We start from the raw sequence: 21,307 nt of genomic DNA on the forward strand, positions 1-21,307 counted from the left end.
ATCATCAGCGGCAAGGGCTGAGGTTGGGCATTTCGCCATCGGAGAGGCCGTACATATAGGAGCGGCCCTTCACGAACACCGGCGGCTGGTAGCAGCCACGCCTGGAGATGTGATCCGCCTCGTCTTCATAAAGGACTTCCGGTTCCGCTTCCGGCTGCCCGGCGCTGGTGTAGTCGGACAATTTCTTGGCCAGCCTGCCTTGGCCGACAATGATGCGCTTGTAGCCGGCGGCGCTGTCGATGACGAGATTGCCTAGGGAATCGGCATAGACGCGGTCATGATGGCGCGACCAGGCCATTGCCGGGGCGGCGAAGCCGAGACTGGCTGTCGCCAGCACAAGCGCCGCAAGGCGCGCTCTTCCTGAATTCGAAAGCATGGTGTCCTCTCTGCTGTGGACCCGATCGAATCGGAAATTAACCTTTTCTTAACCTTTGTTAAGAGGGCAGGCGCATCCGGCGGCGATCTCTCGCCAAACATGGTTAATATCCGACGGGATGGAAACCCGGGCGTCATCATTCGGCCATGCTTGCCCGCACCATCGGCCGCGACGCACACAACTACGCTGACGTCGGGTGAGCTTGATCTTGGTGGAACATCGCGGCTAGTTAGCCGCGCAGGAGGACAGCATATGGCGTTACGCCGGACGTTTCGGGTGACGCTGTTGTCGATCCCCTTGCTGACTGCCGCAGCCTGCGTGCCGCAGAACGGCGCGCCGACGGCGGTGAATACCGTACCACCCGCTGTCGCGCCCGCGCCGGCTCAGCAGTCCGCCCCACCTGTGGCGCCCCCGGCTTCCGCAACGGCTCCTGCAGCACCTGCCGCACCGCCAGCCAAGATCGTCACCGACCTTACGGCCCCGCGGTCTGCTGTCGGCACGGCGACTTACAGATGCGGCAATGGCGGTGTGATCACCATCCAGAACCTCGGCACGGCGCTGCGCGTTGTCAGGCCAGACGGCACGACCGAGGAGTTTGCCGCATCACCCGCCAACCAGTCCAGCCGCTACCAGGAAGCGGCGTCGCATGACGCAATCGTGATCGACGCGCGCGAGGCGCTGGTGATGAAGAGGGGCTCGACACCACAGACCTGCAAACGATAGCCTGGCGTCGATTGCAAAGGAAATGCCGCACTGCAGCGAACGGTGCGCCGGCTTTCGACGGTGGCCAAATCGATTGAAGCGAAACAGCAGCCTTTTGTCAGACTAAATGACGTTTTCAAAACGATTTTCCGGCTTTGACGCGGTGCAAAAAGAGCATTAGAAACCGGCTGTCTGAAGTCATATATCGAGGCGGTAAGTGCCGCTTTCCACCGCGGCTCCGGACATCGAACTGGGGCAGCCATGAGCAAATCACCAGCCACCCGAACCGCCAGACGTGAACGGCCGCTCTCGCCGCACCTGACGATTTACCGCCCACCGATCACCATGACGATGTCAATCATTCATCGCATCACTGGCGGGGCGCTGTATTTCGGCACGCTGCTGGTCGCCGCGTGGCTGATGGCGGCGGCGAGTTCGCAAGGCGCTTTCGATTGGATCAACTGGGCCTTCGGCACCTGGCTCGGCCGGCTCATCCTGTTCGGCTACACCTGGGCGCTGATGCACCACATGCTGGGCGGCGTGCGCCATCTCGTCTGGGACACCGGCGCCGGGCTGGAGAAACACACGGCATCGAAGATCGCCTGGGCGACGCTCGCCGGTTCCATCCTGCTCACGCTGCTGATCTGGGTCGCCGGCTACATGGCGCGGGGAACCTTGTGATGAGCGGCACGAACAACAACGATATGCGCACGCCGCTGGCCAAGGTCCGCGGTCTGGGCTCGGCCCGCGAAGGCACCGGGCATTTCTGGCGACAGCGGCTGACGGCCATTGCCAACATCCCGCTGATACTGTTCTTCGTCGGGTTCCTGATCGCGCTCAATGGCGCCGGCTTCGCCGAGGTGCGGGCGGCGCTCGCCAGTCCGTTCGTGGCGCTGGTGTTGGCGCTGGTGCTCGTTTCCGGTCTCACCCATATGCGTGTCGGCATGCAGGTCATTATCGAGGATTACGTGCATGCCGAAGGCATGAAGCTGGCGCTGATCGCACTCAGCACGTTTTTCACCATAGCGGTCGGCGTCGCCTCGATCTTCGCCCTGCTCAAACTGGCATTCGGAGGCTGATTTGGCCAAGGACGCGAAATCGGCCACCGGCTATACCTTTGTCGACCACAAGTTCGACGTGGTGGTCGTCGGCGCCGGCGGCGCCGGCCTGCGCGCCACGCTCGGCATGGCCGAGCAGGGCCTGCGCACGGCCTGCATCACCAAAGTGTTCCCGACCCGCTCGCACACGGTGGCGGCACAAGGCGGCATTGCCGCGTCGCTGTCCAACATGGGTCCGGACTCCTGGCAGTGGCACATGTACGACACCGTCAAGGGTTCGGACTGGCTGGGCGACGTCGACGCCATGGAATATCTGGTGCGCGAGGCACCGGCGGCGGTCTACGAGCTCGAGCATTACGGCGTGCCGTTCTCGCGCACCGAAGAGGGCAAGATCTACCAGCGGCCGTTCGGCGGACACATGATGAATTATGGCGACGGCCCGCCGGTGCAGCGCACCTGTGCTGCCGCCGACCGCACCGGTCACGCCATCCTGCACACGCTCTACGGCCAGTCGCTGAAGAACAATGCACAGTTCTTCATCGAGTATTTTGCGCTCGACCTGATCATGGAACCGGACGGCACCTGCACCGGCGTCGTCGCCTGGAACCTCGACGACGGCACCATCCATCGCTTCTCCGCCAAGATGGTGGTGCTGGCGACCGGCGGATATGGCCGCGCCTATTTCTCGGCGACGTCGGCGCACACCTGTACAGGCGACGGCGGCGGCATGGCGGCACGGGCCGGCTTCCCGTTGCAGGATATGGAGTTCGTGCAGTTTCATCCGACCGGCATCTACGGCGCCGGCTGCCTGATCACCGAAGGCGCGCGCGGCGAGGGCGGCTATCTCGTCAATTCCGAGGGCGAGCGCTTCATGGAGCGCTACGCGCCGTCGGCCAAGGACCTGGCCTCGCGCGACGTCGTCTCGCGTTGCATGACGCTGGAGATCCGCGAAGGCCGCGGGGTCGGCAAGAACAAGGACCATATCTTCCTGCATCTCGACCATCTCGATCCGGCCGTGCTGCATGAGCGGCTGCCGGGCATTTCGGAATCGGCCAGGATTTTCGCCGGCGTCGACCTGACCAAGGAGCCGATCCCCGTGCTGCCGACGGTGCACTACAATATGGGCGGCGTGCCGACCAATTACTGGGGCGAGGTGCTGAACCCGACTGTCGAGAATCCTGACCGGGTGTCACCCGGGCTGATGGCGGTCGGCGAGGCCGGATGTGCCTCCGTGCACGGCGCCAACCGGCTGGGCTCGAACTCGCTGATCGATCTGGTGGTGTTCGGCCGCGCCGCCGCAATCCGCGCCGGCCAGGTCATCGACCGCAATTCGGCGATCCCTTCGCCCAACGAAGCCTCGGTCGAAAACATCATGGACCGCTTCGACCGGCTGCGCCACGCCAATGGCTCGACGCCAACCGCCGTTCTGCGTGAGAAAATGCAGAAGGCGATGCAGGAAGACGCCGCCGTGTTCCGCACACAGGAGTCGCTCGAAAACGGCTGCAAGCGCATTTCGCAGATATGGACCGAGCTCAAGGACCTGAAAGTCTCCGACCGCTCGACGATCTGGAATTCCGACCTGGTCGAGACGCTGGAGCTGGAAAATCTGATGGCCAACGCCATCACCACGGTCTACGGCGCCGAGGCGCGCAAGGAGAGCCGCGGCGCGCATGCGCGCGAAGATTTTTCGGCCCGAGACGACATTATCTGGCGCAAGCATACGCTGGCCCGGCTAAGCGAGGACGGCCAGGTGAGCCTCAGCTATCGTCCCGTGCACACCGAGCCGCTGGTGGCGGAAAAGGACGGCGGCATCAGTCTTGCCAAGATCGCGCCGAAGGCCAGGGTATACTGACCATGGTGCCGAAGCCCGTCATCCGAAAGGATCTGAGGTAATGGTCGAACTCACGCTTCCCAAGAACTCCAAGGTGCAGCCGGGCAAGACCTGGCCGAAGCCGGAGGGCGCCACCAACCTGCGGGAATACCGCATCTACCGCTGGTCGCCCGACGATGACGAGAACCCGCGCATCGACACCTATTTCGTCGACATGGACGATTGCGGGCCGATGGTGCTCGACGCGCTGCTCTGGATCAAGAACAAGATCGACCCGACGCTGGCGTTGCGCCGCTCCTGCCGCGAAGGCATTTGCGGCTCCTGCGCCATGAACATCGATGGCTCCAACACGCTGGCCTGCACCAAGGGCTGCGACGATATTTCCGGCGCAGTCAAAGTTTACCCGCTGCCGCATATGCAGGTGGTCAAGGACCTGGTGCCCGACCTCACCAATTTCTACGCCCAGCACGCCTCGATCCAGCCCTGGCTGAAGACAGTGTCGCCGGAGCCGGCCAAGGAGTGGCTGCAGAGCCACGAGGACCGCGAGAAGCTCGACGGGCTCTACGAGTGCATCCTATGCGCCTGCTGCTCGACCTCGTGCCCGAGCTATTGGTGGAACGGCGACCGCTATCTCGGCCCGGCGACGCTGCTGCAGGCCTATCGCTGGCTGATCGACAGCCGCGACGAAGCCACGGGCGAACGGCTCGACGATCTCGAAGACCCGTTTCGGCTCTACCGCTGCCACACCATCATGAACTGCGCCCAGACCTGCCCGAAGGGGCTCAACCCGGCCAAGGCGATTGCCGAGATCAAGAAGATGATGGTGGAGCGGCGGGTTTAGTTGAGGCGAGTTCGCTCGCGGCAATCTCGAACGCGGCGATCCTTCGCGCGCCCCTCTGTCCTGCCGGACATCTCCCCCACGGGTGGGGAGATTGGCCGTCATCGCGGCTTTCGCCAATCTCCAAGGTTGAAGGATGGCGCGCTGTCGGCGAAGCTGCCGATCTCCCCCCGCGTGGGGAGATATTCGGTAGACAGAGAGGTGGGCGCTGTCTCGCCGGCGCTAGAAAGGATACTCAACCCAATGAGCGAAGAGCTTCCAATCCTTAATCCGGTCGAAGTCCGTGTGCTCGGCTGCCTGATCGAGAAGAAGGAGCTGACGCCGGATGTCTATCCGCTGACGCTGAATGCAGCACTTGCAGCCGCCAACCAGAAGACGGCGCGCGAGCCTGTGATGGCGCTCGAGCCGACAGAGGTGCATCGGACGCTGAAGCTGCTCGAGCAGAAGGGGCTGGTGCGTCAGATGTTCGGCTCGCGCGTCGAGCGCTATGGGCATCAGATGGCGCAGCGCTTCTCGCTGACGACGCCGCAGACTGCGGTGATCGGCCTGCTTTTGCTGCGCGGGCCGCAGACGGCGCATGAGTTGCTGGCGCGAGCTGAGCGCATGGCGCGGTTCTCGTCGATCGAAGACCTGCGCGCTGAACTCGACATGCTGATCGGCCGCCGACCGCCGCTCGTCCAGGAAATACCGCGCGGGCCGGGGCAGCGCGAGGACCGTTTTGTGCATCTGCTCGCAGGACCGGTGGACGTCGCGGCGTTATCGATGCAGCGGAGTGCGCCGGCCTTGCCTGCTTCCGACCTGGAAGCAAGATTGGAGGCTCTGGAGCAGGAAGTCGCAGCCCTTCGCGCCCGGCTTGATGCGCTGGGCGCCTAATAGTATCCGAGACGTCGGCGGGACAGCACCCCCCTCTGGCCTGCCGGCCATCTCCCCCTCAAGTGGGGAGATCAGATGTCACGCCGGCCTTCGCCAATCACGAACGTCGAAAGAAGAGTGCCAGCTACCGAGCTTCCAATCTCCCCGGGAGATGCCCGGCAGGGCAGAGGGGGGCGCGAAGAATCGCTACCCCGGGCAAAATCGGCGGATCACCCCAGCTTCGCGTCGAGCGACACTGCGATGGCCCCCAGCGCCTTCGAAACCGGGCACTCCGCCTTGGCCTTCTCGGCCAGTTCCTTGAACTTCGCCGCATCAATGCCCGGTACCTTGCCGATCAGGGTGATGGCGCTGCCGGTGATGCCGGTGCCGGGCACCAGCGTCACCACTGTCTTGGCGTCGAGCTCGGTGGCGGGCGTGCCGTTCTCGGCCAGGAAATGCGACAGCTGCATGGCGTAGCAGCCGGCGTGTGCCGCCGCGATCAACTCTTCGGGATTGGTGCCGGATTTGCCGCTCTCGTCCTCGAAGCGAGCCTTGAACGAATAGGGCGTGCCCTTCAAGGTGCCGCTCTGGCTGTCGAGCGTGCCCGTGCCCTCCTTCAGATTGCCTTTCCAGACGGCGTTTGCGGTGCGGTCCATAAGATTCTCCTTGATTACAGCGACAGCGCCGGCCACGCGGCGTTCCCTCCAACTATAGCGCGGCGGCAGGGGAAGACCACCGCGCTGTTTCGGCCGGATGCGACGCCGGCGAGCCCTGCAAATCTTTTCTGAAAAATGTGCGTGCAAAAATGTCGACTTGCATCGGCGCCGGCCGTCCTGCGAGCGTCCACGGATTCTCGTGGCGGATGGAGATCCAAGATGAACAATCTGTTTTCTGCCCATTGGAACGACGCCGACAAAAGCGCGCGTCTACGCGAGATCGAGTGCTCGCGATCTTCCGGCTTCGGCCGGCTGCTTGCTGCGGTCGCCGTGATCGGCATTGCGGTCTGCGTGCTCGACCACGCTGCTGCCGGCAAGGATGCCGCCGGCACCGTGATCGCCTATGGGTCGTCACAGCAAGGGAGCTGGAAATGAAATATGTCTGTCTGGTCTACGGCGAGGAAAAGGACCTCCATGCCATGACGCCGGAGCGTCTGGCCAAGCTCGACGCCGATTCGATGGCCTATGACCGGTCATTGGACCAGCAAGGCAAGCTGATCATCGCGCAGGCGCTGCAATCGGTGAAGACGTCGAAGACGGTGCGGCGGCGCCAAGGCAAGCGGCTGATCACTGACGGTCCGTTTGCCGAAACCAAGGAGCAGTTGCTTGGTTTCGTCATGATCGAAGCCGACACTCTCGAACAGGCGCTCGAGATCGCCGGCAAAATTCCGCTGGCCGAAATCGGCACGATCGAGGTCAGGGCGATCTACGACGTGCCGGGGTCGTAGGCGGCAGCGGCGAGGTCATGCAGGCCGGCGGATCATATCCGCCGCCTTCTCGGCGATCATCACCACTGGCGAGGCGGTGTTGCCGGAGACGATGCGCGGCATGATCGAGGCGTCGATGATCCGCAGCCCCTCGATACCGGTCACGCGCAGGTCCGGGCTGACGACGGCGCGGTCATCGATGCCCATCCTACAGGTGCCGACTGGGTGGAAGATGGTCGTGGCGATCGAGCCGATCTGGTGCAGCAGGTCATCATCGGACTGGTGGGTGGGGCCTGGCAGGATTTCCTCCGGATGGAAGCCGGCAAGCGCCTTGGCGGTCATGATGCTGCGCGCCTGGCGCACCGAGCGCAGCGCGATCTCGCGGTCGCGCACCGTCGAGAGGTAGTTCAGCCGGATCTCGGGCTGCACGGCCAGGTCGCGCGTCGTGGTATGCACGGAGCCGAGGCTGTCGGGGCGCAGATTGCAGACCGACATGGTGATTGCCGGGAACGGGTGCAGCGGGTCGCCCAGCCGGTCGGTAGACAAGGGCTGGACGTGGTACTCCAGGTCCGGCGTCGCCATCGACGGATCGGATTTCGAGAACATGCCGAACTGGCTCGGCGCCATCGACATCGGTCCCGAGCGGCCAAAGGCATATTGCAGCGCGATCTTCGCCTTGCCGCTCAGGCTGTTGGCTAGCGTGTTGAGCGTCAGCGCCGACGACACTTTGTAGACAGTGCGGATCTGCAGATGGTCCTGAAGGTTCTCGCCGACATCGGGGCTGGCGTGAACCACATCGATGCCGAGCGCGGCGAGGCGATCCGGCTCGCCGACCCCGGAAAGCTCCAGCAGTTTCGGCGTGTTGATCGAGCCGGCGGTCAGCAGCACCTCGCTCCTGGCCTTTGCCTCGATGGTTTGGCCGCCGGCGCGGTAGCGGACGCCGATAGCACGCTTGCCCTCGAACAGCACCGTCTCTACATGCGCGTTGACGACCAGCCGAAGGTTGGGCCGCCGCAGCGCCGGGCGAAGGAATGCTTTGGCCGTGTTCCAGCGCACGCCCTTGCTCTGGTTTACTTCGAAGAAACCCGACCCCTCATTGTCGCCGTCATTGAAATCCTCGCGCGGCATGATGCCGAATTCCTTGGCCGCCTCCTGCACCGTGTTCAGGATCGGCCAGGCCAGGCGTTGCCGCGCCACTTTCCATTCGCCGCCGGAGCCATGCAGCTTGGTCTTGCCGCCATGATGGTCCTCGGATTTGAGGAAGTAGGGCAGCACATCGTCCCAGCCCCAGCCGACATTGCCCATCTGCCGCCAGCCATCGTAGTCCGCCGCCTGGCCGCGCATGTAGATCATGCCGTTGACCGAGGTGCAGCCGCCCAGCACCTTGCCGCGGGGATAGACCAGCGAGCGGCCGTTCAGGCCGGCTTCGGGGGCAGTCTTCATCATCCAGTCGGTGCGCGGATTGCCGATGCAATAGAGATAGCCGACCGGGATATGCACCCAGTGATAATTGTCGCTGCCGCCGGCCTCAAGCAGCAGCACGCGCGTCGCCGGGTTTTCGCTCAGCCGATTGGCCAGCACGCAGCCCGCCGTGCCTGCGCCGACGATGATGTAGTCGTAGTCGCCATCGAGCCGTTGGGTCATTGCGGTGGTTTACTCGGCGGTGTTCTACTCGGTTCTGCCGCCTGTTCGGCCCAGAACGATCGCAGCGTATCGGCAAGGCCGCAATAGGCGCGATAACGCCTGTTGTAATGGTCCTGCATGGCCGGGTTCGGACGGTAGGTGGCGCTTGACCGGGTCATGGCGTCAACGCCGGCCTCGTAGTCGGCGAACAGGCCGGCCGCGACCCCGGCGCCGATTGCCGCGCCAAGCGCGCCGGTCTCGCGCGCTTCGGGGACGGTGATCGGCACGCCAAGCCCGTCGGCGAAGATCTGCGGCCAGTGTTCGCTGCGCGAGCCGCCGCCGGATAGCACGGCTCTGTCGAAGCCGACGCCGGCTTTTTTCAAGACTTCGATGTGGCGCCTATGCTCGAACATCACGCCCTCGAACAGCGCGCGCAGCATATGGCCTTCCTTGTGCCAGCCGGCAAGGCCGTAGAAGCCGGCGCGGTATTCCGCCCCTTGCCCCGACCCGTAGAGAACGGGTGGAACATCGGATCGTCCCAGGCCGGCGTCACCGCGCCGACAGCCGCATTGCAGTGGCCGAACGGATCGTCATGATGGGCACCGCGCTCGATGCGAAGTCAGCGTTATCGCTAAGCGGTTGCATCATTAGTGCCCGTGACGAGCGACCTGAACCCAGGACGTCCGATCTCGGCGTCTGGATGATTAGGGGGCCAGCTCTGTTTTCTCATCAGATACAATTCTTGCGTGTTGAAGCAACGCCGGAGTTCTCCTATCGTCGCCGCAATTTTCGGGGGAATTCGACATGCCTTTCCTGATTGCTATTCTCGGCGTGCTGGGAGCCGGGGCGTTCTGGTGGTATCGCATGAAGGCCATGAACGAAGCCGCGCGCGAGGTCGCCGACGTCGTCGGCCGCGTCCAGGGCAACATAAGGCGCAAGAAGCTGCGCAAGCAGGCGGCGCTGTCGCCGCTGACGGCGATCGACGATCCGGTGGTGGCGGCGGCAACGCTGATCACCGCACTGGCAGCGGAGCACGGCCCGATCCTGCCGAAGCGCGAAACGGTCATCCGCGAGGTGATCTCGCAGATTGCGGACAACCAGAAGAAGACCGATGAAGCCGTCGTCTACGCCAAATGGGCCGCGGCGCAGATCGACGACACGACGATCGTCATCGACAAGCTGGCGCCCTTCCTGCGCGAGCGCCTCGATCCGCATGAGCGCGAAGATCTGCTGCAGATGCTGGATCGTGTTGCCAAGAGCGGCGAGCAGAGTTTCAAGGTCGCCGACCAACGCATGCTGCGACTGCGGCAGAAGCTGGGGTTTGAGGTCAACTGAGAAACAGCCCGGGCGCATGTCATTCTGGATAGCGAGCGTGGTAGGATCGGCTGCCGCTTACCTTATCGGCTCTACGCCTGCCGGCTATCTGGCGGGGAAACTGCTTAAGGGCATCGATATCCGGGAGCACGGCTCCAAGTCCACCGGTGCGACAAATGTATTGCGCACACTCGGGAAATGGCCAGCATTGGTGGTGCTTCTGGTGGACGTGCTGAAAGGGGCGGCAGCGGTCATCTTTGCCCGTTGGTTTTGTTTCTGGTCCTCCGCAACGCCGCCGTCGGCAATATCTGATATGCCCGTTTGGGCTCCTTGGATTGTATGCTTGGCCGGACTCGCTGTTTTGCTTGGGCATAGCCGTTCGATCTGGCTGAATTTCACCGGCGGCAAATCGGCTGCGACGGGGGTTGGGTGTTTTGTTGGCGATGTCCTGGCCTGTGGGCCTAGGCGCGGCGACGGCATTTGCCGTGGTGTTGGCAGTTTCCCGAATTGTGTCCCTGAGTTCGATGCTGGCGGCGCTCACCGCGATCGCCCTCGTCGGCGGCATGGGACAACCATTGCCCTACCGGTTGCTGGTCATCGCCGGCGGCATCTACGTGATCGTGCGCCACCGCGCCAACATTGCGCGGCTGATGTCAGGAGCCGAGCCGCGTCTATGACAAAGCGGCACTCATTCCCGGCCTAAATCGCCTCACCCTTGAGCAGCCGTGGTGTGCCGTTGGACAACCCCGACGCCTGGCGGATGAAGAACTCCTTCAGCCTGGGCATCCGTTCGACAAGGCCGAGGCCTATGTCGCGGAGCTGGCGCAGCGGGCCGATGTCGTTGGAAAACAGCCGGTTCAGCACATCTGTGGTGACGCCCATCTGCACCGTGTCGAAGCGGCGCCATTGCTGGTAGCGCTCGAGCACGTCGAGCGCGCCGATATCCTGTCCCAAGCGATCGGCCTCGACCACCACTTCGGCAAGGGCCGCCACATCCTTGAAGCCGAGATTGAGGCCCTGGCCGGCGATCGGGTGGATGCCGTGCGCGGCGTCGCCGGCAAGTGCTACGCGCGGGGCGACGAAGGCGCGCGCGATGGTCAGGCCGAGCGGCCAGGCGCGCGGCTTGTCGGTGACGCGGATTTCGCCGAGCTTCAGGCCGAAGCGCATTTCAAGCTCCTGCTCGAAGACGAGGTCGTCGCCCGAGACCAGCTTCTCGGCATCCTCGGAACGTTCGACCCAGACCAGCGACGAACGGTTGGTGCCGTCCTCGGTGGGCTTGAGCGGCAGCGTTGCAAACGGGCCGGCCGGCAGAAAATGCTCTTCGGCGCGGCCATTGTGCGGGCGCTCATGCGCCACCGTGCAGACGATGCCGGACTGGCCATATTCCCATTTCACCGTCTTGATGCCGGCCATGTCGCGCAATTTGGAATTGACGCCGTCGGCGGCGACCAGCAGCCGCGCCTTAATCGCCGCGCCGTCGGCCAGATGCACGGTGATGCCGGCGCCATTGCCGTCGAACGATGCGACCGCGACACCTTCGATGATGTCGATGCCGAGCTTTTGCGCGCGGCGGCGCAAGGCGCCGTTCAGGTCCTTGTTGGTGACCATGTGGGCGAACGGTTCGCCCGGCGCGACCTCGCCATCGAAGGTGAGAAACACCGGACGCACCGGATCGGCGGTGCGCGAATCGGTGACGATCATCTCGGTGATCGCCTGCGATTGCCCGACGATTTCCTGCCAGACGCCGAGCTGGTCGAGCATGCGGCAGGCGGCGGCGGCGATCGCCGAGGCGCGGCGGTCCTTCTGCCAGACGCCGGCGGGGGCAGCATCAACGACCGCCACGGCGAGGCCCGGCCGCGCCTGTTTCAGCGACACGGCGGCGGCGAGGCCGACATAGCCGGCGCCAGCGACCAGCACGTCGAGCGGGTTTTTTGCGTCCGTGTTGCGGTTCGCCATGTCAATTCCTTTCGAAGTCTCGACCATCCCCGCCCACTGGGGCATTCCGGCCTTGACTGCCCGCCATTCCTGTCGGAAACCGCCATAGCATCTTACGGCGAGGTCACGAAGCATGACGGCGGCCATGGACGAGCTTCTCAGCATTCTCGACCTCGAGCAGCTGGAACACAATCTGTACCGTGGTCGCAGCCCCAAGCTCGACTGGCAGCGCGTTTTCGGCGGCCAGACCATTGCCCAGGCGCTGGTCGCCGCGCAGCGCACCGTCGAGCCCGAGCGCCACGTGCATTCGCTGCACGGCTATTTCATGCGGCCCGGCGACACCAAGGTGCCGATCGTCTACGAGGTCGACCGCATCCGCGATGGCGGCTCCTTCACCACGCGGCGCGTGGTGGCGATCCAGCACGGCCAGGCGATCTTTTCGCTGGAAGCCTCGTTCCAGCAGGATGAGGTTGGCCTTGAGCATCAGCTGCCGATGCCGCGCGACGTGCCGCCGCCCGACAGCCTGTTGTCGCAGCGCGAATTGCTGGGCAAGTTCGGCGAGGCGGTGCCGGACGGCATCAAGCGCTATTGGGAGCGTGACCGGCCGATTGAGATGAAGCCGGTGATGCTGAAGCATTACACCAGCCGCGAAAAGCTGGAGCCGCAGCAGAACATCTGGATCCGCACCACCGGCCCGGTGCCGGCCGACCGCGGCATCCAGGCGGCGGTGCTTGCCTACCTCTCCGACATGACGCTGCTCGACACCTCGACCTTTGCGCACGGCCGCGCCATTTTCGACCGCGACATCCAGGCGGCGAGCCTCGACCATGCGATGTGGTTCCATCGCAGCCATCCGCTCGATGACTGGATCCTATACACGCAGGACAGCCCCTCGACGCAGGGGTCGCGCGGCTTCACCCGCGGCTCGCTGTTTGCCCGCGACGGCACGCTGATCGCCTCGGTTGCCCAGGAAGGCCTGATCCGGCTGAAACGGCCGCCTGCCGAATAGGCATTTTCGAAAAATTGCCTACTTTTTAATCAGTGACTGTCCGTTGACAGTGCGCACCGTGCCGCCGGGACTCGAGCAATCCGTTTATTTACAATGAGTTAACACCCTGCTTCGGCAACTGGCACGGAGCTTGAATCCTGTTGGGCACTCTCCGGGCTTTTTGGGATCGGTGAAGGTGTGCAAACGCGGGGGACCGCAACAGCAAAGGGTGAAACCTTATGAAAATCGTGATGGCAATCATCAAGCCGTTCAAGCTCGACGAGGTGCGCGAAGCACTCACCGCCGTCGGCATCCAGGGCCTGACCGTCACCGAAGTCAAAGGCTACGGGCGTCAGAAGGGACACACGGAAATCTATCGCGGGGCGGAATACGCGGTCAGTTTCCTGCCGAAGATCAAGATCGAAGTCGCGGTCAGCACAGACCTGGTCGACAAGGCCGTCGAAGCCATCACGGCGGCGGCCAAGACCGGCCAGATCGGCGACGGCAAGATCTTCGTCTTCGGCATCGATCAGGCGGTGCGCATCCGTACCGGCGAAACAGACACCGACGCACTTTGAGCGGCGAACACGTATTCCAATGGAGAGTTCAATGAATATACCTTCCACCTTGAAGTCAGTGGCGCGCTCCGCGCTGCTGGGCTCCTTAGCGCTCGGAGCATTGGGCACGGTTGCTGCCTTCGCGCAGGAGGCGGCTCCCGCCGTCGCGGCGGCAGCGCCAGCAGCGCCGGCTTTTACCGTCGACAAGGGCGACACCACGTGGATGATGATTTCCACCGTGCTGGTGCTGTTGATGACCATTCCCGGCCTTGCGCTTTTCTACGGCGGCCTGGTTCGTACCAAGAACATGCTGTCGGTGCTGATGCAGGTCTTCACCATCACCAGCGTGGTCATGATCATCTGGGTCTTCTACGGCTACAGCCTCGCCTTCACCCCGGGCAACGCCTTCGTCGGCGGCCTTTCGAAGATGTTTCTCTCCGGCGTCAACGTATCGACGCTTTCGGAAACCTTCAGCAAGGGCGTCGCCATTCCTGAACTGGTGTTCGTCGTCTTCCAGATGACCTTCGCCTGCATCACGCCCGCCCTGATCGTCGGCGCATTCGCCGAACGCGTCAAATTCTCCGCCTTGATCCTTTTCGTTATCCTATGGGTGACGTTAATCTACTTCCCGATCGCGCACATGGTCTGGTTCTGGGGCGGCCCGAGCGCCTATGCCGACCCGTCCGGCCTGATCTTCAGCTTCGGCGCCATCGACTTCGCCGGCGGCACGGTCGTTCACATCAATGCGGGCATTGCCGGTCTCGTCGGCGCGCTGATGATCGGCAAGCGCATCGGCTACAAGAAGGACATCATGGCGCCGCACTCGATGACGCTGACCATGGTCGGCGCTTCATTGCTGTGGGTCGGCTGGTTCGGCTTCAACGCCGGTTCGAACCTCGAAGCGAACGCCTATGCGGTGCTGGCGATGATCAACACCTTCGTCGCCACGGCGGCGGCGGCAGTGGCCTGGATCGTGCTTGAATCGCTGCTGCGCGGCAAAGCCTCCATGCTCGGCGCTGTTTCGGGCGCGGTCACCGGCCTCGTCGCGATTACGCCGGCTGCAGGTTTTGCCGGCCCGATGGGCGCTATCGTGCTTGGCATCGTTGCCACCTTCGTCTGCTACTTCTTCGTCTCGGTGGTGAAGAACACGTTCGACTATGATGACAGCCTCGATGTCTTCGGCGTCCACTGCGTCGGTGGCATCATCGGTGCGCTAGGCACTGGCATTCTGGTCAATCCCGCCCTCGGCGGCGCCGGCATCGTCGACTATTCGACGGCCGACTTCGCCGCCGGCTATGCCGGCACGGCCACGCAGCTGCTGGCGCAGGGCAAAGGCGTCCTGGTAACCCTGCTGTGGTCGGGCATCGGCAGCGCAATCCTCTACAAGGTCGTCGACTTGATCATCGGTCTGCGTCCGACAGCCGACGCCGAGCGCGAAGGCCTCGACCTGACTTCGCATGGCGAAGCGGCCTACCACTCGTAAGCCTTGCGGGGCGGCCTCGGCCGCCCCGCATTCTCCCATCCCGTCGTGACGCTCCCGAAAGGAGTTCACGCTTTGAGGCCCGGGTCATTCCGGGCCTCTCTTTTTGGCAACCGTGCTGGCAGGCCTCGGTCCCTGCGCAATCACGTTCTAGTGATGGCCGCCGGCGGGGAGACGTCGACCGGATTGGTTCCGAACTGTTGAGACTGCCTACAGTGGAGTGAGCAAGATCGTGGCTCTGGGTGCGTATAGTTAATGCGGCCTTAACCTTCCCCCCGATAGTCTGACATCCGAATCTGCCGGAGTGCGTCATGCGCCCGGCCAGTCCATGACAGACGGGGAACGAAGCATGCGTTCAGGGGCTTCAGCACCGCTCGCGCTGACCGATACGGGGCACGGCATCCAGGCATTCGCGCGGCGCCAGGTCGGGCGGCTGGTCGGCGCCGGCCTGTTTGCGCTGGTCGCCTTTGGCGTCGCGGCGCTGGCGACCTGGAACGTCGCCGATCCCAGCTTCTCGCACGCCACCGACAACATCGTCACCAACGCCATGGGCTATGCGGGCGCGGTATTCTCCGACCTCGCCATGCAGTTCTTCGGCCTTGCCGCGGTCGCCGCCCTGGTGCCGGCGGTGATCTGGGGCTTTCTCCTGTTTTCGGCGCGCGGCGTCGATAGGCTGCCGAAGCGCGGCGTTGCCTGGTTCGGCTTCGCGCTGCTCGCGGCGGCGATGGCCGGCTGCGTGGTGCCGCCCAAGACGTGGCCGTTGCCGACCGGCCTCGGTGGCGTGCTCGGGGACATGGTGCTCAATGTTCCGGGCCTGGTCATTGGCGGCTACCCGACTGGCATCGTTGCCAGCATCATTGCCATGGTGCTCATTGCGCCGGCGCTGTGGCTGTTTGCCTATGGCTCGGCGCTGATTGCGCGCAAGAACGGCTTTGCCGTCATGGAGCGCACCGCGGAGCCCGATCCCCGAGAGGACGACCTGCTCTTCGACGAAGACGACGACGAGGGCGACGAAGGGATACTGGCGCTCGGCGCCATTACCCATTGGTGGCTGTCTTTCCGCGCCTGGATGCATCGCCGGGCTGTGCGCCGCCAGCAGGAGCGCGACGAGTTCGAGCCGGAGATGGAGCAGCGCTCCACCGCATGGCGCCGCGCCGCCGAACGGGTCGAATCGGCGGAATTCGCCGAAGCGCGGATGAGCCCGGATGGCCGCGCCCGCGTCGAGCCGGAGTTCTTCGCCGCCATGGTCAATGACCGCAGCGTTTCCGTCGATCCGGACGATGACGACGTCCTCGATGCCGGTTTCGACAATGGCGACGAGGAGGTCGAACTCGACGACGAGCCGGTCCAGCGCCGTGCCGCGACGAACGCCAAGGTGCAGAACTTCCGCTCCGATGCAGCGACCCGCGTCGCCGCACCTGCGCCGCGTCCCGCTCCGGGCGCGCGCTTCCAGCGCGAGGCGCAGACCTCGCTGATCGGCTCGGAAACATTCGAAATGCCGTCGCTGCATTTCCTGTCGGAGCCGAAGAACGTGGTGCGCGACGCCAGCCTGTCCAAGGACGCGCTGGAGCAGAATGCGCGCCTGCTCGAAGGCGTTCTGGAGGATTTCGGCGTCAAGGGCGAGATTATCGCGGTACGGCCCGGCCCGGTGGTCACGCTCTATGAGTTGGAGCCGGCGCCCGGCATCAAATCGTCGCGCGTCATCGGCCTGTCCGACGACATCGCCCGCTCGATGAGCGCCATTGCCTGCCGCGTCGCCGTGGTGCCCGGCCGCAACGCCATCGGCATCGAATTGCCGAATGCCAAGCGCGAGACCGTCTATCTCCGGGAGATCCTGGCCAGCCGCGATTTCGAGACGACCAAGTCCAAGCTGGCGCTGGCGCTGGGCAAGACCATCAATGGTGAGGCGGTGATCGTCGACATCGCCAAGATGCCGCATGTGCTGGTCGCCGGCACCACCGGCTCCGGCAAGTCCGTCGCCATCAACACCATGATCCTGTCGCTGCTCTACAAGCTGACGCCGCAGGACTGCCGGCTGATCATGATCGACCCGAAGATGCTCGAACTCTCCGTCTATGACGGCATCCCGCACCTGCTGACGCCGGTGGTCACCGACCCGAAGAAGGCGGTGGTGGCGTTGAAATGGACCGTGCGCGAGATGGAGGACCGCTACCGCAAGATGTCCAAGGTCGGTGTGCGCAACATCGACGGCTTCAACGCGCGCGTGCAGTTGGCTGAAAAGAAGGGCGAAAAAATCTCGCGCACCGTGCAGACCGGCTTCGACCGCCAGACCGGCGAGGCGATCTACGAGACCGAGAACCTCGATCTCGAGCCGATGCCCTACATCGTCGTCATCATCGACGAGATGGCCGATTTGATGATGGTCGCCGGCAAGGACATCGAAGGCGCGGTGCAGCGCCTGGCACAGATGGCGCGCGCGGCCGGCATCCATGTCATCATGGCGACGCAGCGTCCGTCGGTCGACGTCATCACCGGCACCATCAAGGCCAATTTCCCGACCCGTATCTCCTTTCAGGTGACGTCGAAGATCGACAGCCGCACCATTCTGGGCGAGCAGGGCGCCGAGCAGCTGCTCGGCATGGGCGACATGCTGTACATGGCCGGCGGCGGCCGCATCCAGCGCGTGCACGGCCCGTTCGTCGCCGACGACGAGGTCGAGAAGATCGTCGCCCATCTGAAGCTGCAGGGCGTGCCCGAATATCTCGACGCCATCACCGAGGATGACGGCGAGGACGATGACGAGCCGTCGGGCAAGGGCGGCGCTGGTGGTGGCGGCAACAGCAATTTCGAGGATTCCGACGATCCCTACGACCAGGCGGTCTCGGTCGTGCTGCGCGACGGCAAGGCGTCGACCAGCTATATCCAGCGCCGGCTCGGCATCGGCTACAACCGCGCCGCCTCGATCATCGAGAAGATGGAGAAGGAAGGCATTGTCGGCCCGGCCAACCATGCCGGCAAACGCGAAATCCTGGTGCCGACCGAGGACGACAAGTTCTGATCAGCCGATACGGCCCGGCGGCAACCTTGAACCTTTTGGCGCGTTACAGCGACTGAGCGCTGTCCGGCCCGCCAAACTTAAGTCTAACTGGGGGTCCACGGACTGCAACGAGACACACACCACACGAGAGTGACCGGCATGAAAAACGATCTTTCCGCGATCAGCGATTTCGCTCCAAACCGTCGCCAGTTGCTCGGCCTTGGCCTGATGCTTGCCGGCGCCGCGGCCATCAACGTCGTGCCGGGGTTCCAGCTCCTGGCCTCGGCGCAGGCGGCGGTGCCGCCGACGGCGCAAAAGATCGCCGACCATTTCTCCTCGGTCAAATCGATGAGCGGCGAGTTCGTCCAGTTCGGCCCCAACAACCAGCAGACCGGCGGCAAGTTCTTCCTTGAGCGGCCAGGCAAGATTCGCTTCAACTATGACGGCAAGTCCAATTTCCGGGTGATTTCCGACGGCAAGTCGGTGGTCATCCTCAACAAGCGGCTGAAAACGTCCGATCTCTATCCGTTGTCGAAGACGCCGCTGAAGCTGTTGCTCGACACCAAGATCGACCTCTCGGGGGGCCGCGTGAAATCGATCAAGGAAGAAAGCGACCTCACCACCATCCAGCTTGCCGACAAGTCGGTGTTCGGCAATTCGAAGATCACCATGATGTTCGATCCGAAATCCTATGATCTGCGCCAGTGGACCATCACCGACGCGCAGGGCAAGGACACCACGGTGATGATCTACAACACCAAGGAAGGCGTCAGCTTCCCTGCGGACACCTTTGCCATCGACTATGCGGCGAACCGCGAGCTGAACACCAACCAGCGCTAGATGCGGTGAGGCCGGCCTGCCAATGGCGATCTCCTGCGCTTCCGGTGCTCACGTGGTTTAAGTACGCTCCGCTCCGGTTCTCGGAGACCGCCATTCGACTCGGCCTGATCTGAATCAGAGCCGCCGCCCGCAAAGGCTGGCTTGTGTTTGTGGCGCTAGGCTGGCAGTAGATCGGCGACCTTGTTCGGACCGCCGCATGCCCTTCTCCATCGCCACCTGGAACATCAACTCCGTGCGCCTGCGCATGCCGATCGTCGAGCGGCTGCTGACGGAGCAGGCGCCCGATGTGCTTTGCCTGCAGGAGACGAAGGTTCCCGACGAGCTGTTTCCGGAAAAGGCGTTCCGCAAGGCCGGCTACGAGCACATCGCATTCCATGGCCAGAAGGGCTATCACGGCGTTGCGACGGTGGCGCGGCGGCCGATCGAGATTGTCGAGAAACGGCGCTTCTGCGAGATCGATGACAGCCGGCATCTGTCGGTCAAGGTGCAGGCCGGCGGCAAGGCAATCCTGGTCCACAATTTCTACGTGCCGGCCGGCGGCGACGAGCCCGATCCGGAGATCAACCGCAAGTTCCGCCACAAGCTCGATTTCGTTGCCGAGATGAACGCCATCCGCGCCGCGCATGACGAGGTGTCGGCCTCGATCCTGGTCGGCGACCTCAACATCGCTCCGCAGGAGCACGATGTCTGGTCGCACAAGCAATTGCTCAACGTCGTCAGCCACACGCCGGTCGAGACGCAAAATTTCGACGCGATGCGGATCGCCGGCGACTGGGTCGACCTGATGCGGCTCGACGTGCCGCCAGAGCAGAAGCTCTACACCTGGTGGAGCTATCGCGCGCGGGACTGGGAAGCCTCGAACCGCGGCCGCCGGCTCGACCATGTCTGGTCGTCACCGAACCTGGTGCCGAGCTTTGCCGGCTATGAGATCCTGCGAGAGGCGCGTGGCTGGGAGCGGCCCTCGGACCATGTGCCGGTGATTGCGCGGTTCGACCTGGATTAGGCGGGCCGATATTCAGGTGAGGCCGGCCTGCAAATGGCCGATACCTGCGCTTCCGGTGCTCGCGTACTTTGAGTACGCTCCGCTCCGGTTCTCGGTATCAGCCATTTTCGACTCGGCCTGACCTGAATCTCGACACACCCAAGCGTGAGCGCGGTCGCGGGGACCTACCCGCCAAACCTTGGCGCCAGCTTCTCGATGCGGGCGATCATGGCCTGGAAATCATCGAGGATGCGCTGGTGCAGTTTCACCGCCACCTCGGGATATTCCTCCAGGATGCGGCGAAACATCTTGCGGCTCAACCTTATCACTTCCGAATCGGTCTCGGCCGAGGCGCTGGTCAGCCGTCTTGAGTCGGCGATCAGCGCCAGTTCGCTGAGGATCGTGCCGGGGCCGGCGGTGCCGATCGGGATGCGGTCGCCATCCTGCTCCCGGTAGAGCACGATGCGGCCACTGACCACGATATAGGCCGAGTCGGCTTCGTCATCCTCGCGGTACAGCTTGCGGTCGGCCTGCAGATGGGTGGCTTCGGCGCCGAAGGCGAGCAGGCGCAGCTGTTCCTGCGTGAAACCCTCAAAGAGCTTCACGGCGGACAGGATGCGGATGTCGTCATCCAGCGCCATCTCTAGCTGCGTCCCCGAACGGTCAGTCCAATCCCTCCCTTAGAGCGCCGCGTGTCCAATTGAACGCGCAAAGGACGCTCTAACACTTCAATCTGCGCAGCGGGCCGATCCAGGCTCCCCCAGCCGGATCCTCCCCGAAACAGTCCCGCCCCGACCGCTTATTGAACAATGAAAAGTTTAAGGAACCAGCTTGTAGCCGCCGCTTTCTGTCACAAGAATTTCAGCATTGGAAGGATCGCGCTCGATCTTCTGGCGCAGCCGGTAGACGTGAGTTTCGAGCGTGTGCGTTGTGACGCCGGAATTGTAGCCCCACACTTCCTCGAGCAGGACGTCGCGCGTCACCACCTTCTGGTCGGCTCGATAGAGATATTTGATGATCGAGGCTTCCTTCTCGGTCAGCCGCACCTTGCCGCCGCGCTGGTCGATCAGAAGCTTCTGGCTGGGCTTGAACGTGTAGGGCCCGACCGAAAAGGTGGCGTCTTCGCTCTGCTCGTGCTGGCGCAGTTGTGCGCGTATGCGGGCGAGCAGCACGGCGAAGCGGAACGGCTTGGTGACATAGTCGTTGGCGCCGGCCTCGAGGCCCAGAATTGTGTCGGAATCGGTATCGTGGCCGGTCAGCATGATGATCGGCGCCTTGTAGCCGCCCTTGCGCAGGATCTTCACCGCCTCGCGGCCATCCATGTCGGGCAGCCCGACGTCCATGATGAGCAGGTCGATGAGCCCGCCGCGCGCCGCGGCGACGCCTTTGGCGGCGGTCGCTTCCTGCAAGACGTCGAATTCTTCGTAAAGGGCCAGTTGCTCGACGAGGGTTCCGCGCAGGTCGTCATCGTCGTCAACGATCAGAATGGTACGTGATGTCATGGATCAAT

General features: G+C 63.7%; 21 protein-coding genes and 2 pseudogenes. 16 read left to right on the plus strand and 7 right to left on the minus strand.

The features are described from left to right. Positions 1 to 4: 4 nt before the first annotated feature. Positions 5 to 376, minus strand: coding sequence for a hypothetical protein (locus X730_RS144585; protein ID WP_023687709.1), 372 nt, complete (start codon positions 374 to 376; stop codon positions 5 to 7). Between the two features lie 252 nt (positions 377 to 628). On the opposite strand from X730_RS144585, the gene X730_RS0134115 reads away from it, so the two are divergent. From X730_RS0134115 to X730_RS144565, 6 genes are all read left to right on the plus strand, one after another. Further along, positions 629 to 1,099 carry a hypothetical protein gene (locus X730_RS0134115; RefSeq protein ID WP_023756504.1) on the plus strand — a complete coding sequence of 157 codons (471 nt, stop codon included), beginning with the start codon at positions 629 to 631 and terminating at the stop codon, positions 1,097 to 1,099. Between the two features lie 240 nt (positions 1,100 to 1,339). Continuing rightward, positions 1,340 to 1,759 (plus strand): succinate dehydrogenase, cytochrome b556 subunit, encoded by a 420-nt coding sequence (gene sdhC / locus X730_RS0134120; RefSeq protein WP_023683884.1) that lies wholly within the window; start codon positions 1,340 to 1,342, stop codon positions 1,757 to 1,759. Further along, positions 1,759 to 2,157, plus strand: coding sequence for a succinate dehydrogenase, hydrophobic membrane anchor protein (gene sdhD, locus X730_RS144580; RefSeq protein WP_023683885.1), 399 nt, complete (start codon positions 1,759 to 1,761; stop codon positions 2,155 to 2,157). Before sdhC ends, sdhD begins: the two co-directional genes overlap by 1 nt. Before the next feature lies 1 nt (position 2,158). After that, positions 2,159 to 3,988 (plus strand): succinate dehydrogenase flavoprotein subunit, encoded by a 1,830-nt coding sequence (sdhA, locus tag X730_RS144575; RefSeq protein WP_023694495.1) that lies wholly within the window; start codon positions 2,159 to 2,161, stop codon positions 3,986 to 3,988. Between the two features lie 40 nt (positions 3,989 to 4,028). Further along, positions 4,029 to 4,808, plus strand: a complete 780-nt coding sequence (locus tag X730_RS144570; RefSeq protein WP_023670510.1) for a succinate dehydrogenase iron-sulfur subunit — start codon at positions 4,029 to 4,031, stop codon at positions 4,806 to 4,808. A 240-nt stretch (positions 4,809 to 5,048) separates the two neighbouring features. After that, positions 5,049 to 5,678, plus strand: coding sequence for a DUF480 domain-containing protein (locus tag X730_RS144565; RefSeq protein WP_023755632.1), 630 nt, complete (start codon positions 5,049 to 5,051; stop codon positions 5,676 to 5,678). 209 nt (positions 5,679 to 5,887) lie between these two features. Here X730_RS144565 and X730_RS144560 read toward each other — a convergent pair whose 3' ends face one another. Then, the gene (locus X730_RS144560) at positions 5,888 to 6,313 is read right to left on the minus strand and encodes an OsmC family protein (protein WP_023745404.1); all 426 of its coding nucleotides are present in this window, start codon (positions 6,311 to 6,313) and stop codon (positions 5,888 to 5,890) included. 219 nt (positions 6,314 to 6,532) lie between these two features. On the opposite strand from X730_RS144560, the gene X730_RS144555 reads away from it, so the two are divergent. Together X730_RS144555 and X730_RS144550 are read left to right on the plus strand one after the other, a co-directional pair. Next, positions 6,533 to 6,748 carry a hypothetical protein gene (locus tag X730_RS144555; RefSeq protein WP_023726056.1) on the plus strand — a complete coding sequence of 72 codons (216 nt, stop codon included), beginning with the start codon at positions 6,533 to 6,535 and terminating at the stop codon, positions 6,746 to 6,748. Beyond that, positions 6,745 to 7,101 (plus strand): YciI family protein, encoded by a 357-nt coding sequence (locus X730_RS144550; protein WP_023755630.1) that lies wholly within the window; start codon positions 6,745 to 6,747, stop codon positions 7,099 to 7,101. The genes X730_RS144555 and X730_RS144550 overlap by 4 nt, the downstream gene beginning before the upstream one ends. 15 nt (positions 7,102 to 7,116) lie before the next feature. On the opposite strand, the gene X730_RS144545 is transcribed toward X730_RS144550, so the two are convergent. Together X730_RS144545 and X730_RS01000000164635 are read right to left on the minus strand one after the other, a co-directional pair. After that, a complete protein-coding gene (locus tag X730_RS144545) occupies positions 7,117 to 8,724 on the minus strand; it encodes a GMC family oxidoreductase N-terminal domain-containing protein (RefSeq protein WP_023826891.1) in 1,608 nt (535 codons plus the stop codon). Beyond that, positions 8,721 to 9,277 (minus strand): annotated as a pseudogene (locus X730_RS01000000164635) (FGGY-family carbohydrate kinase); the annotation flags it as partial. The pseudogene X730_RS01000000164635 and the gene X730_RS144545, both read right to left, overlap by 4 nt. 230 nt (positions 9,278 to 9,507) lie before the next feature. On the opposite strand from X730_RS01000000164635, the gene X730_RS144540 reads away from it, so the two are divergent. Further along, positions 9,508 to 10,038 carry a hypothetical protein gene (locus tag X730_RS144540; protein WP_023670503.1) on the plus strand — a complete coding sequence of 177 codons (531 nt, stop codon included), beginning with the start codon at positions 9,508 to 9,510 and terminating at the stop codon, positions 10,036 to 10,038. 16 nt (positions 10,039 to 10,054) lie between these two features. Next, positions 10,055 to 10,694, plus strand: a pseudogene (plsY, locus tag X730_RS01000000164640) (glycerol-3-phosphate 1-O-acyltransferase PlsY). 22 nt (positions 10,695 to 10,716) lie between these two features. Here the strand turns inward: plsY and X730_RS144535 are convergent. Then, positions 10,717 to 11,973 (minus strand): ubiquinone biosynthesis hydroxylase, encoded by a 1,257-nt coding sequence (locus X730_RS144535; protein ID WP_023826894.1) that lies wholly within the window; start codon positions 11,971 to 11,973, stop codon positions 10,717 to 10,719. A gap of 112 nt (positions 11,974 to 12,085) precedes the next feature. Here X730_RS144535 and tesB point away from each other — a divergent pair, with 112 nt between their 5' ends. The 6 genes from tesB (at position 12,086) to xth (ending at position 19,818) form a co-directional block, all read left to right on the plus strand. After that, positions 12,086 to 12,961, plus strand: a complete 876-nt coding sequence (gene tesB / locus X730_RS144530) for an acyl-CoA thioesterase II (protein ID WP_023687727.1) — start codon at positions 12,086 to 12,088, stop codon at positions 12,959 to 12,961. A 218-nt stretch (positions 12,962 to 13,179) separates the two neighbouring features. Beyond that, the gene (locus X730_RS144525; protein ID WP_023670499.1) at positions 13,180 to 13,518 is read left to right on the plus strand and encodes a P-II family nitrogen regulator; all 339 of its coding nucleotides are present in this window, start codon (positions 13,180 to 13,182) and stop codon (positions 13,516 to 13,518) included. A gap of 31 nt (positions 13,519 to 13,549) precedes the next feature. Then, a complete protein-coding gene (locus tag X730_RS144520) occupies positions 13,550 to 14,980 on the plus strand; it encodes an ammonium transporter (RefSeq protein WP_023670498.1) in 1,431 nt (476 codons plus the stop codon). A 346-nt stretch (positions 14,981 to 15,326) separates the two neighbouring features. Continuing rightward, entirely contained in the window at positions 15,327 to 17,996 is a 2,670-nt protein-coding gene (locus X730_RS144515) for a DNA translocase FtsK (RefSeq protein WP_023826895.1), read from the plus strand. Positions 17,997 to 18,134: 138 nt separating this feature from the next. Then, positions 18,135 to 18,815, plus strand: a complete 681-nt coding sequence (locus tag X730_RS144510) for an outer membrane lipoprotein carrier protein LolA (protein ID WP_023670496.1) — start codon at positions 18,135 to 18,137, stop codon at positions 18,813 to 18,815. 196 nt (positions 18,816 to 19,011) lie between these two features. Next, entirely contained in the window at positions 19,012 to 19,818 is an 807-nt protein-coding gene (gene xth / locus X730_RS144505) for an exodeoxyribonuclease III (protein ID WP_023670495.1), read from the plus strand. Between the two features lie 164 nt (positions 19,819 to 19,982). On the opposite strand, the gene X730_RS144500 is transcribed toward xth, so the two are convergent. Both X730_RS144500 and X730_RS144495 read right to left on the minus strand, forming a co-directional pair. Continuing rightward, on the minus strand, positions 19,983 to 20,438 hold the full coding sequence (locus X730_RS144500; RefSeq protein WP_023730228.1) for a cyclic nucleotide-binding domain-containing protein: 456 nt from the start codon (positions 20,436 to 20,438) through the stop codon (positions 19,983 to 19,985). Between the two features lie 177 nt (positions 20,439 to 20,615). After that, positions 20,616 to 21,299, minus strand: coding sequence for a response regulator transcription factor (locus tag X730_RS144495; RefSeq protein WP_023670493.1), 684 nt, complete (start codon positions 21,297 to 21,299; stop codon positions 20,616 to 20,618). Between the last annotated feature and the right edge of the window lie 8 nt (positions 21,300 to 21,307).

Origin of the sequence: Mesorhizobium sp. L103C131B0 (assembly GCF_000502275.1) — a bacterium.
Taxonomy (GTDB): domain Bacteria; phylum Pseudomonadota; class Alphaproteobacteria; order Rhizobiales; family Rhizobiaceae; genus Mesorhizobium.

Bases quoted from the DNA above. Each gene is read 5' to 3' on its own strand.
- X730_RS144585 (WP_023687709.1), bottom strand. From the start codon at position 376: ATGCTTTCGAATTCAGGAAGAGCGCGCCTTGCGGCGCTTGTGCTGGCG.
- X730_RS0134115 (WP_023756504.1), top strand. From the start codon at position 629: ATGGCGTTACGCCGGACGTTTCGGGTGACGCTGTTGTCGATCCCCTTG.
- sdhC (WP_023683884.1), top strand. From the start codon at position 1,340: ATGAGCAAATCACCAGCCACCCGAACCGCCAGACGTGAACGGCCGCTC.
- sdhD (WP_023683885.1), top strand. From the start codon at position 1,759: ATGAGCGGCACGAACAACAACGATATGCGCACGCCGCTGGCCAAGGTC.
- X730_RS144570 (WP_023670510.1), top strand. From the start codon at position 4,029: ATGGTCGAACTCACGCTTCCCAAGAACTCCAAGGTGCAGCCGGGCAAG.
- X730_RS144565 (WP_023755632.1), top strand. From the start codon at position 5,049: ATGAGCGAAGAGCTTCCAATCCTTAATCCGGTCGAAGTCCGTGTGCTC.
- X730_RS144560 (WP_023745404.1), bottom strand. From the start codon at position 6,313: ATGGACCGCACCGCAAACGCCGTCTGGAAAGGCAATCTGAAGGAGGGC.
- X730_RS144555 (WP_023726056.1), top strand. From the start codon at position 6,533: ATGAACAATCTGTTTTCTGCCCATTGGAACGACGCCGACAAAAGCGCG.
- X730_RS144550 (WP_023755630.1), top strand. From the start codon at position 6,745: ATGAAATATGTCTGTCTGGTCTACGGCGAGGAAAAGGACCTCCATGCC.
- X730_RS144545 (WP_023826891.1), bottom strand. From the start codon at position 8,724: ATGACCCAACGGCTCGATGGCGACTACGACTACATCATCGTCGGCGCA.
- X730_RS144540 (WP_023670503.1), top strand. From the start codon at position 9,508: ATGCCTTTCCTGATTGCTATTCTCGGCGTGCTGGGAGCCGGGGCGTTC.
- X730_RS144535 (WP_023826894.1), bottom strand. From the start codon at position 11,973: ATGGCGAACCGCAACACGGACGCAAAAAACCCGCTCGACGTGCTGGTC.
- tesB (WP_023687727.1), top strand. From the start codon at position 12,086: ATGACGGCGGCCATGGACGAGCTTCTCAGCATTCTCGACCTCGAGCAG.
- X730_RS144525 (WP_023670499.1), top strand. From the start codon at position 13,180: ATGAAAATCGTGATGGCAATCATCAAGCCGTTCAAGCTCGACGAGGTG.
- X730_RS144520 (WP_023670498.1), top strand. From the start codon at position 13,550: ATGAATATACCTTCCACCTTGAAGTCAGTGGCGCGCTCCGCGCTGCTG.
- X730_RS144515 (WP_023826895.1), top strand. From the start codon at position 15,327: ATGCGTTCAGGGGCTTCAGCACCGCTCGCGCTGACCGATACGGGGCAC.
- X730_RS144510 (WP_023670496.1), top strand. From the start codon at position 18,135: ATGAAAAACGATCTTTCCGCGATCAGCGATTTCGCTCCAAACCGTCGC.
- xth (WP_023670495.1), top strand. From the start codon at position 19,012: ATGCCCTTCTCCATCGCCACCTGGAACATCAACTCCGTGCGCCTGCGC.
- X730_RS144500 (WP_023730228.1), bottom strand. From the start codon at position 20,438: ATGGCGCTGGATGACGACATCCGCATCCTGTCCGCCGTGAAGCTCTTT.
- X730_RS144495 (WP_023670493.1), bottom strand. From the start codon at position 21,299: ATGACATCACGTACCATTCTGATCGTTGACGACGATGACGACCTGCGC.